A 13,697-nucleotide genomic window follows, 5' to 3' on the forward strand; every position below is an offset into this window, starting at 1 on the left:
TCCACGAAGGGTTATCTGAGGTATTAGATGTCTACTTTACGCATCCCTATGCTTCTTGGGAAAGAGGAACGAGTGAGAATCAACATAAATTCATTCGTCGTTTCATTCCAAAAGGTAACTCTATGAGTGACTTAACTCAAAGGGATTGTTTGAGAATACAACAATGGATGAATGATTATCCTAGGAAAATATTAGGTTATCAAACACCTCATGAAGTCTTTACTAAAGCCTTCAAAAAAGCAAGACAAGAGGAAGCACTGACTAGATAGACCAATACAGTAAGTTAGTAGGTAACACATTGTTTACGATAAGTGGCTAACTTCAACTTGAAATTTCCGATTATTATTTTATAAATAATTATAAAAATAAAAACAAAGAGACTAATTCCCAAACAAGTGCTTGGTGGTTAGTCTCTCTTACTTTAATATTTATGATTGTTTTGCTGTTTCAATCCAATTATCTACTGTGTCACGATTGTTTTCTATCCATTCTGAAGCTGCTGTTTCAGCAGGTTGACCGTTTTCCATTTCATTCATGATGGTTTCCAAATCAGCAATATCCCATTCAAATTGGTCTAAAATATGAAATACTTCCGGCATATCTTCTTCTAAACCGATACGAGCAAAGCTGACAATTTGTTCTTCGCCACCCATTGTTCCTTCAGGATCGTCTAAATATTTAATATCAAAACGTTCGAACATCCAGTGTGGTGTCCAACCAGTGATAATAATCTCCTGTTTATTTTTAAGAGCCTGTTCTAATTGAGTGGTCATCGCTCCAGTAGAAGAGGTCTTTTGGGTCCATCCATCTAAGTTTGAATAAGTCGCAATTGTTTCATCTGTTGCTTTCGTAATTCCAGCGCCAGGTTCAATTCCAGTGATGACTTTTCCGGCTTCATCCGTTAAATCGGCGATCGAATGAATGTCTTCCATATAGGTTGGAACAGCCAGTCCTAATTTAGCACCGGTGGTATTGGGTCCTAAATCGACAATTTGGTCTTTATACTCTTCGTAAATAGCGGCATGAGTGTAAGGTAACCAAGGCACCAGTGTACCATCTGTTTCACCTGAAGCGACTGAGGAGAACATGATAGCCGGGTCTAATGGTTTAATTTCAACTTCGTAGCCCATCTCTTCAAGAATTTGCTTAACAATGGTTGAAGTGGCTAAATCAGCATCCCATTGAGTTGAAGCCAAGGTAACCGTTTGTTTATTGGCATTAGCTAAGTAAGAATAAGCTGTACTACCAGCTAGTAAAGCTAATACAGCAAAACTAATAGCTATTGTTTTCGTACGTGCTTTTTTCTTTTCTTCTTTGGTTTTAGCGACACGAGGACGATTTAATAGTTGAGTAAAGCGGTCGACGATAATCGCTAAGATAACTAGTGAAACACCATAGACAAATCCAGAACCAATATTCGCTTTTTGTAATGCCGTTAAGACACCTTCACCAAGACCAGGGGCTCCAATCATTGATGCCGTTACGACCATTGATAAGGCTAGCATTGTGGTTTGGTTAATACCAGCAAAGATGGTATCTTTAGCCATGGGTAAATCTAATTTAAATAATCGTTGAAACCCTGTTGAACCGAACGCTTGAGAAGCTTCGACTAAATCCTTTGGTACTTGACGAATCCCTAAATTAGTAAAACGAACCGTAGGGGGTAAGGCAAAAATAACTGAGGCGAACACTCCAGGAACCATGCCGATTCCGAAGAAGGCAACGGCTGGAATTAAGTAAACAAACGAAGGCATCGTCTGCATAAAGTCTAAAATCGGTGCAATTATTTTCGCTGCTAATTGATTTTTTGCCATTAAAATCCCTAAGGGAATCCCAATGATAATTGATACTAAACTTGAAATGAGTACTAAGGTTAAAGTGCTCATTAACATTGGCCATAAACCTTGATTATAGACGAAAAGTAAGCCTAAAAAGGTAAATAAAGAAATGCCTTTATTTTTTTTAGATAAGAAATACATTCCGATAGTCGCTAAAATAATAAATAATAGAGCGGGAATAGTTGTCAATAAATCGGTAATACCATTCATCGTGATTTCGCCAATTGATTGTAAAACATTAAATAGTTCACTAAACGTATTGGTAATCCAATTAGTTGCACTATTGACCCAATCAGACAATGGTATGGGTTGAGTTAGAAAATTTTGAACTGAATTCATTATTTAGCCACCTCCTTGCTTGCTGTGTGAGTATTGGCAGGATCAATCGTGGTTGCTTCTTTAACAGCATCAGTTTCAGCTGAATTCGTTGTATTGGTATCATTATCTGATTCATCAGTGTATTTTGCTAAGGAATCAATAATTTGACCACGACGGATAACGCCTATCAGACGATCGTTTTCATCGATAACAGCGATGGGAGCAGGTGATAGATTGGTTAATTCAAATAAATCACTAACCAAAGTATCTTTTTCAACGCGAGTTACATTTTCATTGATCACATCGTTTAATGGTAAATGTTCTTTTCTTGCTCTTAATAAATCATCGGCATCGATATAACCTAATAAGTGTCGTTTAGAGTTAATCGCCATTACCAATGAACTTCCTTCTTGACGCATACGTGTTAAGGCGACATGAGGACCATCTAAATCAATATTCGACGAGATAGCAGGCTCCATGATGTTTTCTGCAGTAAATACTTTTGAACGGTCGACTTCTTCAACGAAATCACGAATATAATCATTCGCTGGATTGGTTAAGATTTCTTCACCGGTTCCTACTTGCATTAACTGACCATCTTTTAAAATTGCGATACGATTACCAATTCTTAAAGCTTCATTTAAATCATGGGTAATAAAGATGATAGTTTTTTGAACTTTATCTTGTAGTTCTACTAATTCGTTTTGCATTTCGCGACGAATTAAAGGATCTAAGGCAGAAAAAGCTTCGTCCATTAATAAAATCTCAGGATCATTCGCCAACGCACGGGCTAAACCGACACGCTGTTGCATCCCTCCTGAAAGTTGATCAGGGAATTGATCTTTAAAGGCAAGTAAACCCGAGTTTTCTAAAGCTTGTTCTGCGCGCTTTGTCCGTTCTTCTGGATCAAGTCCACGAACTTCCATACCATATTCTGTATTTTCTAAAATGGTACGATGTGGGAAAAGAGCGAAGTTTTGAAAGACCATATTGATCTTATCCCTTCTAACTTGACGCAATTCCTCTTTGTCTAATTTGTTAATATCTTTTCCGTCAATATAAATTTCTCCGGAAGTTGGTTCAATTAAACGATTTAATAAACGAATTAAAGTGGATTTACCAGAACCAGATAGTCCCATTATCACAAAAATTTCATTTTCATTAATATCCATTGAAATATCATAGACACCAACTGTGGCGCCAGTTTCTTTTAATATCTCTTGTTTTGGCACTTGTTGTTTTACTAAATCAAGTGCTTGTTTGGTTTTCTTACCAAAAATTTTGGTAAGGTTTCTTATTTGTACTTTAGTCAAAACATTTCTCCTTTTCTTAAAAACTAAATAAGTGACAATCCTATGATACATAGAATAGTCACTTATTGCAAGTGATGCAAACTAGTTTTCATGAAAACGAAGTTTAGTTTTCAATGTTATTAATAGAAGAAAGTTTTTACTGATGCGATTGTTTGCGGTTTCCCAATAAAATATAAAATATCTTTTTCTTTTAACTGACTTTTTGGATTGGGAGAAAGAATCAATTCATTTTCTCGTTCAAGTGCCACAAGGGTAGCATGGGTGTTGGGCCATAGATTAAGACTCTCGATGGATTTTCCTAGATATTTAGCATTATGGTCTAAATAAATTTCAAATGGATTGAAGGGGTTATTTAATTTCATTTTATAAGAATAGTCAATCAGTTGCGTTACTTTGTCTTGGAAAACCTTCCAGGTTTGTTGTTGTTCTGATAAACTTTGAGAGATTTCATTATGTAATTGATCAATGATGATTTCGTCTTTATTATTTTTGATGTATTGCACTGCACGATCTTTTGACGCCACGACGGTTCCGGAACCATGGTAAGAATGCATGATGCCTAATTTAACGAGATAATTAACGGCTTTACGCGCAGTCTCAGGAGACACCTTAAATTCGCTGGTTATATCCGTACGTATCGATAACTTTTGTCCTTCTTGATAATAGCCTGAAGCGATGCGGTCAATCATTGTTCGACTGATTTTCTGATATGCGGGTGTTTTAGCATAACTCATCTTGTCACCTCCTATGTATGATTCCTATTTTGCACCATAAGTGACCATAATGCAATAGAAAGGTAGTCACTTAAGGCTGGATATAAAGAACCCTCTGACTAAACAAACGCTAAAATTGACATTCCGATGTTAGAATATTGTGAAGTCGAGTGGCAGTTGCTTCTGGCGGCGATGAGATCAAAGCAATGGCTGATTACATTACTGACGCGGTTGATGATGATGGAATTTATAACGGATTTAAACATTTTGGTTTAATTTAAGCAAAGGATGGTGGCTAATGAAAAGATTATTTTTAATGCGCCATGGTCAAACATTATTTAATTTACAAAAGAGAATTCAAGGAGCTTGTGATTCGCCACTTACAGCATTGGGCAAAGAACAAGCTTTAGCTGCTAAATAATATTTCGAAGATCGTCAGCTTCAATTTGATGTGGCTTTTTCGTCAACACAAGAAAGAGCCAGTGATACTTTAGAGTTGATTTTACCTAGTGGGCAAACTTACACGCGCTTAAAAGGCCTTAAAGAGTGGAATTTTGGTGAATTCGAAGCTCAACCAGAATTCTTAAATCCCAAACGTCAACCAGGTGCTAAAAGCTATGGTGATTATTTTGTCGCGTATGGCGGTGAATCGGCAGACGAAGTAGCCAAGCGCATGAAGGATACCATCAGCAATGCATTAGATAGTGTTGATGGTGAAAATGTCATAATGGTTACGCATGGTGGAGCGTTATGGGTTTTCTATTTACTATTAGATTTAGTGAAAGATCCCGTTCCAATTATGCCAAATTGTGGTATTTATGAGTATACTTATGATAAGGGGCAATTTGACATCGTTCAAATTATTGACCCTGTTGCAGAAAAGATTTATAAGATTTCAGAGGAGGAGAAAAATGTCAGAAATTAAAACATTTCCTGAAGGATTTTTATGGGGTGGCGCAACAGCCGCTAACCAATGTGAAGGTGCTTATAATGTCGACGGACGTGGACTAGCAAACGTTGACGTCGTACCAATCGGTGAAGATCGTTTCCCGATTATTACCGGTGAAAAGAAAATGTTTGATTTTGAAGAGGGGTATTTTTACCCAGCAAAAGAATCAATCGATATGTATCACCGCTTCAAAGAAGATATAGCTTTATTTGGTGAAATGGGTTTTAAAACCTATCGTTTATCCATCGCATGGACACGTATTTTCCCGAATGGTGATGAAGAAGAACCAAATGAAAAAGGATTGCAATTCTATGAAGATTTATTCAGAGAATGTCATAAACACGGCATTGAACCATTAGTTACGATTACTCACTTTGACTGCCCAATGCACTTAATTAAAAAATATGGTGGATGGCGTAACCGTAAAATGTTAACCTTCTACGAACGCTTATGTCGCACCTTATTTACTCGTTATAAAGGATTAGTAAAATATTGGTTAACTTTTAATGAAATTAATATGATTTTACATGCACCATTCATGGGCGCTGGATTATACTTTGAACCAGGTGAAGATAAAGAGCAAGTGAAATACCAAGCAGCTCATCATGAGTTAGTTGCTAGCGCACGCGCAACACAAATCGCTCATGAAATTGATCCAGAAAATAAAGTGGGCTGTATGTTAGCAGCTGGACAATATTATCCTAATACCGCTCATCCAAGAGATTATTGGGAAGCAATGAAAGAAGACCGTGAAAATTACTTCTTTATCGATGTCCAAGCACGTGGCGAATATCCAAACTATGCATTGAAAAAATTTGAACGTGAAAACATCAAGGTTGAAATGACGGAAGAAGACTTAGCATTATTAAAAGAACATACCGTTGACTTTATTTCATTCTCTTATTATTCAAGTCGTGTAGCATCAGGGGACCCAGCAGTTAAAGAAAAAACAGCTGGAAACATTTTTGAGTCACTTAAGAACCCTTATTTAGATGCATCTGAATGGGGCTGGCAAATTGACCCATTAGGTTTACGTATTACGATGAACGCTATCTGGGATCGTTATCAAAAACCATTGTTTATCGTCGAAAATGGATTAGGTGCGGTTGACACACCAGATGAAAATGGTTATGTAGAAGATGACTACCGTATTGAATACTTAAAAGCACATATCAAAGCAATGCGTGATGCGATTAATGAAGACGGCGTCCCATTATTAGGTTACACCACATGGGGATGTATCGATTTAGTTTCAGCTGGAACCGGTGAAATGAAAAAACGATATGGCTTTATCTATGTAGACCGTGATAACCAAGGTAACGGAACCCTAAAACGTACCAAGAAAAAATCATTTGACTGGTATAAAGAAGTTATCGCAACCAACGGCGCAAGTATCGAATAAAGTGCGACAAATAGCGCTTTGAAAAGAATCACTGGAGGAATTCACCAGAAGAGTGTGCACCACTCGAGGGGGAATTACGAAGTGGAGGTCTTTTCAGCTATTTGGAACCGGATTACTAAAGTGTGATGAAAGGCGTTCAGAAAGAAATCACTGGACAAAAGAGCCTGCTGTGCGACTTGCGCACAAATGAACTTTTCGAAGTGGAGGTTCTTTCTGCCTTTCAGAACCGGATTAGGAAAGTGTGATGAAAGGCGTTCAGAAAGGAATCACTGGAGAACATAGCCTGGAGATTTCAATACACTCAAAGGCAATCAACGAAAACTTTGAATTTAATCAACTCCTAAATAACAGCCTATCAAGTAGAAATCAAAGTTTACTCGATAGGTAGTTTATTTTACTAGACAGTTGAAGTTTTACATAAGACACAAAGGATTCTAGTAGGCCAGTGAGATGATATTTCTTCTAATCGCTTAATGGATGGAGTTTGAAATTCTAACATTTTTAATATTATCTGACCTCTATAATCCTAAAAATCCGAACCGCAATCACCGTCAAGACCCAAGGTGATATAACAGATTGTCTCAATTGCGATTAGTTCACTAAAGAATCGAACGATAATTGTGATTAAGCTTAAAAGGCTTATTAAAGCGATTTACAGTATATTATATTTCTTAAAAAATCATTTAAGTGGTAAAATGAAGTTATCATCTATAAGATATAAGACGTGCGTGATAGCTAACTAAATAATTGATTTAGAGAGTTTATTAAAATAATATCGAGATTTAAATATTACCATTAATACTAAAAAGGGGTACAGTGATTATGGCAAAGTTTATTTATGATTCATTTAATACTTTTGAAGAAGCGGAAATAGCAGTAGAAGAGTTAATTAAGAGTGGTGTATATCAAGGAGATATTACCATTGTTATCAATAGTCAATATGTTAAAGAAGACGTCTCTCGATCAGGAGCCATGATTCATGAAGCAGATATTTTGGATGAGGATAGTTCTTGGTGGGATGCTGTTGTGAGTTTCTTTAGTCCAGAGTTGCAAGTGGATGAAGAGCATTCTGAAGAGTTCGAAAATTATAAAGAATTAGTATTAAAAGGCGCCATACTCGTATTGGTAGAAGATTTTTATCTTCCAAACGATGCGAGTGATGAAGAAAATTAAGGAAACACTGTTGGGAATGAAGTTCGAGTGGCTTCCACCGGAGTGAAAAACGGATAACGAAATCGTTTAGTATTTCATTTTTTGTCAGCAAAGAATTGAGAGTCGCGAGATTCATTATTCTTTGCTGTTTTTTATTAGCGTTAAAGGCTGTTTTCAAGCTAAAATATGAATTTTATGGCATTGACCATTATAATAGAGGTAAGAGAATTTTTTTATAGGAGGCGCCCAATGTCGAAAACTGAATTTTTAGCATTATTTAATGAATTGGAGATTACTTTACAAAAAGTATTAAATTCCAAAGAGACAATGTTTATTTTACTTGAACAAGCGAAAGCACAGTCTAGAGTCAATCCAGTCAGTGTTCATTGGGATTTGTTGTATGCAGCCAGACAACTACGTAATTTACTGACGCATCAAACCACAACCGAAATTCCAGAAATAGCTGAACCTTCAACCTATTTAATTGAGACATTGAAGCGGATTATTACACAGTATAAATCGCCAGTTTCGATTATGGAATACCTAAAATCCCAAAAAGCTGAAACAATCGTCACTTTTAAGGTGGGTGAATCTTTACAAGCAGTGCTTTCAGTCATTAAAGAAAAACATTATTCTCAATTTCCGGTGTTTGATGATCACCAATATGTTGGTTTAATTTCAGAAAATGGTATTACCAATTGGTTAGCTGATAGGGTATCGGATGAACAAATGTTGAGTAGGGATTTATCGACAGTTACGATTGAGGAAGTGTTAAAATTAGAAGAAAATAATCATCGTGTCACTAAAATTTATAAAGAAAATAATCTATTTCAATTAATTGAGCTATTTGAGAAATCGCAATCCACGGTTATTTTAGTGTGTGAAAAGCAAAATCTTGAAATGGATACACCTGACGATATCGTTGGAATCTTGACTAATTCAGATATTAGTTTGATTTATCAATTATTTGATAATGATATCCATTTATCAGACAAAGTTTAACAAACGCCTCCTGTTCAATCTTGTTAATTTTATAATTTGTGAAAAGTGAATCATCACCTTGACTAACCTTGACTATATTTGACCAATGTATTATAATATAAATGTAGAGGAAGTAAGGAATAAAATGAAAGGGGAAATGTTATCATGCTAGACCGCTACAAAGTATCTGCTCAAGTCGATAGTGCTAAGTTTGGTAAAGGTGAATTAATAGCATACCTCGATCATGAAGATTTTGTAAAATATGCAAATCTTTCTGACCAAGACAAATTAGCCTTTTTAAAAGAACATGGCGCACAATTACAAGTCGATTTAGCAGACCTAAAAGAATCTGATATAACGGATTATCAAGTCAATCGCAATGACCAAGAACTAACAACAGTTAGATCTGAGCCTGTGACTAAGACACAATCCATTCGTAAAATGAGAATGAATATTAATGGTCAAGACACAGGATGGGTCGATGTTACAGAAGAAAATGAAGCGCAATACAATGAAATGATGAATCAATTTAATGAAATGCATAAAAGTTTTAATGAACGATTTAATAAAATATTTGGTGATGATTTCTTCAAACCATTAGTTTTAAATCATAACCAAAGATTCATTGATTCAAATTAAATTAATTAGCCTTCCCTTTTAATAACCCCCACTGGAGGAATGTCATTCATCCAGTGGGGGAATTTTTATTTAAAACAAAAAAGCTGGGCATAAAATTGATAAATTCAATCAAGTTATTGCTCAATAATTAAAAGCGCAGTGGTTGAGTGGCCTCAAACAAGTCATTAAGACGCTGTTTGAGGCCTACTCAACTGTGCGGGGGTAGGCCAACGAAGCGAAAATTATTCAATTTTCTACTTCTGGTCTACTTCCAACTGTGCGGGGGTGGACAGACGAAGCGAAAATCATTTGATTTTCTATTTCTTGCCCACTCCCGTTAATTAAAAATTGGTAGCCTTTCAGCTACCAATTCCTCTTTTAATTAATGTTCATTTGGATCGTTTTCTGCATCTTCATGTGTTGGATGCACAGTTCCTGGAACGTGATCAGGTCCAGCGTATAAAGTATATAATTTTAGTGGTTTATCACCAGTGTTAGTGACATTATGCCACATATCTGCCGGTACTAAAATAGCGAAATCAGGTCCAACTTCTTTTTCAAAGTCCAAATTGTCTTCGGACGGACCCATTTGGCATAGTCCTGTTCCTTCTTCAATACGTAAGAATTGATCAATGCCTTCATGAACTTCTAATCCAATATCATCACCTGGCTGGATAGTCATTAAAGTCATTTGCATTTTGCTACCAGTCCATACAGTTGTACGGTAATTCTCATTTGCGCTTGTCCATTCCTCGATATTCTCAACAACTGGCTGTTTGCCACGATCTGTCATATCAAAAGTCATTCCTAATCGCTCCTTTTTTATAATGATTATAATTAAATGATATCACTCTTTCGGCAAAAAGTAAAATGAAACACTTAAGAGATTTACTTTCTTTTATTAGCATAAAAGGTTAGAAAAGGAAAAATTGAATAATAAAGATGATAATGATAAGAATAGTGGCTATTTCTGTTTATCATGACTTATCGATCTACTGTCATTAAGGCTTTAAATATCATCTTTTCAGATAAAAAATAAGGTAGTTTAACTTGATTTATAGAGAAGACAATAGTAGAGAGTCAATATCAGCTCATTTTCTTCAATTAACAACTGAGATTAATCATAGGATTCTGTTTGCGAGGTAACTGGTCTAATAAGTCATTCAATGAAACTTGAAACGAGTGGATGCTGTTACTATATGAAGTATATATAGCATGGATAATATCTTTCTGGCTAACGTTGTAATTGTTGGTTTGATTAGAGAGAAAATTTCTTTGAACAATACAATCCCAAACACAATATTTTATGACGTCCAAATGACAAATAAAAGAGTAGAACGAAGTCACTATTTTTATATTTTTGTTTTATAACAGGTTGAAAAATGCCGAAAAAATTGTAATACAGTATTAATACAGATGTTGAACAGAAAAAACCAAATTATTCACTGATTTTAACCTTATTTTTGAATAATTTTAACTTATTTAGAATGAATACTGATACAGTATTTATAGTCTGTTTTTAAAAATATAATATTATATAGAGGTCAATTTTATGATTTTTCAGTAATTCTTTATACAATTTTGTTATGAAAGCGCTAAATAGGGCAAAAATATGAATTTTCATTGAAATTTTAATAGCCAACTTTAAAACAATGTGCTAATCTATTGCTTGTGTGGAATTATTACTAACATTTTTTAGGAGGAGACTATTCAATGAGTCAAGGTAAAATTACTGCTTCTGCAGCTATGTTAAATGTCTTAAAAACTTGGGGTGTTGATACTATTTATGGTATCCCTTCAGGAACTTTAAGTTCTTTAATGGATGCAATGGCAGAGCAAGATGATATTCGTTTCTTACAAGTTCGCCATGAAGAAACAGGTGCCTTAGCAGCTGTAATGCAATATAAATTTGGTGGACCTTTAGGGGTTGCAGTTGGTTCTGGTGGACCTGGTGCTACTCACTTAATCAACGGGGTTTACGATGCAGCGATGGATAACATTCCATTTGTCGCAATCTTAGGTTCTCGTCCAGTTAATGAATTAAACATGGATGCTTTCCAAGAATTAAACCAAAACCCTATGTACCAAAGTGTGGCTGTTTATAACAAACGTGTAGCTTATGCAGAACAATTACCAAAAGTAATTGACGAAGCTTGTCGTACAGCAATTGCTCGTAAAGGGCCAGCTGTTGTTGAAATCCCAGTAAACTTTGGTTTCGCTGAAATCGATGCAGATTCTTACTATGGTTCAGGTTCTTACCAACGTGAGTACTTAGCACCACGTTTAAATGAAGCAGATATCGATGCAGCAGTTGAAATCTTAAAAAATGCTGAACGTCCAGTTATTTATGCTGGTTTCGGTGGCGTTAAAAACGGTGAAATCATCACTGAATTATCTAAAAAAATCAAAGCGCCAATCATTACAACTGGTAAAAACTTTGAAGCTTTCCAATGGGATTATGAAGGCTTAACGGGTTCAGCTTACCGTGTTGGTTGGAAACCAGCTAACGAAGTGGTATTCGAAGCAGATACAGTATTATTCATGGGATGTAACTTCCCGTTTGCTGAAGTATATGAAGCATTCAAAAACGTTGATAAATTTATCCAAGTGGACATCGATCCTCATAAATTAGGTAAACGTCATGCTTTAGATGCAGCTATCTTAGGTGATGCTGGAGAAGCAGCGAAAGCTATCATGGATAAAATGGACGTTGTTGAGGATACACCTTGGTGGAGAGCTAACATTAAGAATAACCAAAACTGGCGTGACTACATGAACAAACTTGAAGGTAAAACTGAAGGTGAGTTACAATTATACCAAGTATATGCAGCAATCAATAAATATGCTGATGAAGATGCTATCTACTCAATTGACGTAGGTAACTCTACTCAAACTTCAATCCGTCACTTACACATGACACCTAAAAATATGTGGAGAACTTCTCCATTATTCGCGACAATGGGGATTGCTTTACCTGGTGGTATTGCTGCTAAGAAAGACAACCCAAATCGTCAAGTATTTAATATCATGGGTGATGGTGCGTTCAACATGTCATACCCAGATGTGATTACAAACGTACAATACAACTTACCAGTTATTAACATTGTCTTCTCCAATACTGAGTATGCGTTCATTAAGAACAAATATGAAGATACCAACAAACACTTATTCGGTGTTGACTTTACAGACGTTGACTACGCTAAAATTGCAGAAGCACAAGGTGCTGTAGGTTATACTGTAACAAGAATTGAAGAAATGGATGAAGTAATGCGTAAAGCTGTTGAAGACAACAAAAACGGTCGTACAGTAGTGATCGATGCGAAAATCACTCAAGATCGTCCAATTCCAGTTGAAGTATTACAATTAGATCCAAAAGTAGCGACTGAAGAAGAAATCGCAGCTTTCAAAGAACGTTACGAAGCTCAAGATTTAGTACCATTCAGATTCTTCTTAGAAGAAGAAGGTTTACAATCTCGCGCAATTAAATAATCATTTTAAATGATCGAAACCGTCCAAACAAAAGTTTGGGCGGTTTTTTTAGCTAGTTTGATTAATTAATATGATTTATGAAAACGCATTGAGAATCGGTAAAAAAAGATATATAATTGTAATATGAATGTAATATTTATATATATTAGAGAGGGAGAGTTCGATGGGGAAGAAATTGATGAAAAAACGTAAAGGGCAATGGATTGCAGTGGGGGTTATGGCCCTTACCTCTTTAACATTAGTTCAAAACGTTCAAGCAGAAGAGCAAGCTTCAGAGGTAATGGATGGTGAGACAACAATTGTAGAAGACGCGCCAAGACTAGAAGCATTACAAGAAGGGGTGGTCGAACATTCAATAGAGTTCGAGAATGACATTTTAGAGGATGCAACAACTGATGCGAAATCAGAAGTCACAACTTTAATGGACGAGTCAAAAGAACTCTTGACTGAAGTAGCACCATTAAAAGAACAGACAGAATCAACCGATAAATCAGATGATATCAATATAACAACTGATGAATCAAATATAGAAAAAATTGTTGAACCAGAAACCACGCAAGCACAACCTCTAGATGCTGTAAGCACCGAAGTGGATGATCAGACAGAAGAAGATTCCAATAAAAAAGCCGATGTTATAGCAGTGCCTACCAAAACATTAGGAGACACAAAATTAGTACCAAAGCCGGTGGTTAATCCTATTTCGGAAGTAAAAAAACATCGAATTACCTATGGAGATACCCTATGGTCAATCGCTAAACGCTATAATGTTACACTGAATAATTTACGTCAATGGAATAAGATTACTGGTAATTTAATTCTTCCTAACCAACAAATTATCGTAGGAAAGGTTGCACCTAAATCACCGGTTGAAGAAACTAAACCGAAGGAAGAAACCAAACCGACAGAGAAAAACGAACCTACTAA

The 13,697-nt window shown here is 35.8% G+C and carries 11 protein-coding genes and 1 pseudogene; 8 read left to right on the forward strand and 4 right to left on the reverse strand.

From position 1 onward, the window contains the following. On the forward strand, nucleotides 1-269 hold a 269-nt coding region (locus B5D12_RS08045; protein ID WP_143412072.1), incomplete at its 5' end, for an IS30 family transposase. Nucleotides 270-428: 159 nt separating this feature from the next. On the opposite strand, the gene B5D12_RS08050 is transcribed toward B5D12_RS08045, so the two are convergent. The 3 genes from B5D12_RS08050 to B5D12_RS08060 all read right to left on the reverse strand — a co-directional run bounded on the left by B5D12_RS08050 (nucleotide 429) and on the right by B5D12_RS08060 (nucleotide 4,203). Next, nucleotides 429-2,177, reverse strand: coding sequence for an ABC transporter permease/substrate binding protein (locus B5D12_RS08050; RefSeq protein ID WP_078756338.1), 1,749 nt, complete (start codon nucleotides 2,175-2,177; stop codon nucleotides 429-431). After that, on the reverse strand, nucleotides 2,177-3,469 hold the full coding sequence (locus tag B5D12_RS08055) for a quaternary amine ABC transporter ATP-binding protein (RefSeq protein WP_078756339.1): 1,293 nt from the start codon (nucleotides 3,467-3,469) through the stop codon (nucleotides 2,177-2,179). The genes B5D12_RS08050 and B5D12_RS08055 overlap by 1 nt, the downstream gene beginning before the upstream one ends. 119 nt (nucleotides 3,470-3,588) lie before the next feature. Then, nucleotides 3,589-4,203: a GntR family transcriptional regulator gene (locus B5D12_RS08060; protein WP_078756340.1), complete on the reverse strand. Its 615-nt coding sequence runs from the start codon at nucleotides 4,201-4,203 to the stop codon at nucleotides 3,589-3,591. Nucleotides 4,204-4,480: 277 nt separating this feature from the next. Between B5D12_RS08060 and B5D12_RS08070 the strand changes: the two are divergent. The 5 genes and pseudogenes from B5D12_RS08070 (at nucleotide 4,481) to B5D12_RS08090 (ending at nucleotide 9,305) form a co-directional block, all read left to right on the forward strand. Next, a pseudogene (locus tag B5D12_RS08070) lies at nucleotides 4,481-5,107 on the forward strand (histidine phosphatase family protein). Then, nucleotides 5,094-6,533 carry a 6-phospho-beta-glucosidase gene (locus B5D12_RS08075; RefSeq protein ID WP_078756341.1) on the forward strand — a complete coding sequence of 480 codons (1,440 nt, stop codon included), beginning with the start codon at nucleotides 5,094-5,096 and terminating at the stop codon, nucleotides 6,531-6,533. The pseudogene B5D12_RS08070 and the gene B5D12_RS08075 overlap by 14 nt, the downstream one beginning before the upstream one ends. Nucleotides 6,534-7,355: 822 nt before the next feature. Next, complete coding sequence (locus tag B5D12_RS08080) at nucleotides 7,356-7,706, forward strand: general stress protein (RefSeq protein ID WP_078756342.1); 351 nt, start codon at nucleotides 7,356-7,358, stop codon at nucleotides 7,704-7,706. 228 nt (nucleotides 7,707-7,934) lie between these two features. After that, the gene (locus tag B5D12_RS08085; RefSeq protein WP_159443902.1) at nucleotides 7,935-8,687 is read left to right on the forward strand and encodes a CBS domain-containing protein; all 753 of its coding nucleotides are present in this window, start codon (nucleotides 7,935-7,937) and stop codon (nucleotides 8,685-8,687) included. A gap of 144 nt (nucleotides 8,688-8,831) precedes the next feature. Beyond that, complete coding sequence (locus B5D12_RS08090; RefSeq protein WP_078756344.1) at nucleotides 8,832-9,305, forward strand: hypothetical protein; 474 nt, start codon at nucleotides 8,832-8,834, stop codon at nucleotides 9,303-9,305. A gap of 361 nt (nucleotides 9,306-9,666) precedes the next feature. On the opposite strand, the gene B5D12_RS08095 is transcribed toward B5D12_RS08090, so the two are convergent. After that, entirely contained in the window at nucleotides 9,667-10,089 is a 423-nt protein-coding gene (locus tag B5D12_RS08095; RefSeq protein WP_066126928.1) for a cupin domain-containing protein, read from the reverse strand. Between the two features lie 908 nt (nucleotides 10,090-10,997). Here B5D12_RS08095 and spxB point away from each other — a divergent pair. Beyond that, a complete protein-coding gene (gene spxB / locus B5D12_RS08100; protein ID WP_078756345.1) occupies nucleotides 10,998-12,773 on the forward strand; it encodes a pyruvate oxidase in 1,776 nt (591 codons plus the stop codon). A gap of 178 nt (nucleotides 12,774-12,951) precedes the next feature. Then, on the forward strand, nucleotides 12,952-13,697 hold a 746-nt coding region (locus B5D12_RS08105), incomplete at its 3' end, for a LysM peptidoglycan-binding domain-containing protein (protein ID WP_159443903.1).

The sequence above is a fragment of the Globicatella sulfidifaciens DSM 15739 genome (genome assembly GCF_900167405.1).
Classification (GTDB): domain Bacteria; phylum Bacillota; class Bacilli; order Lactobacillales; family Aerococcaceae; genus Globicatella; species Globicatella sulfidifaciens.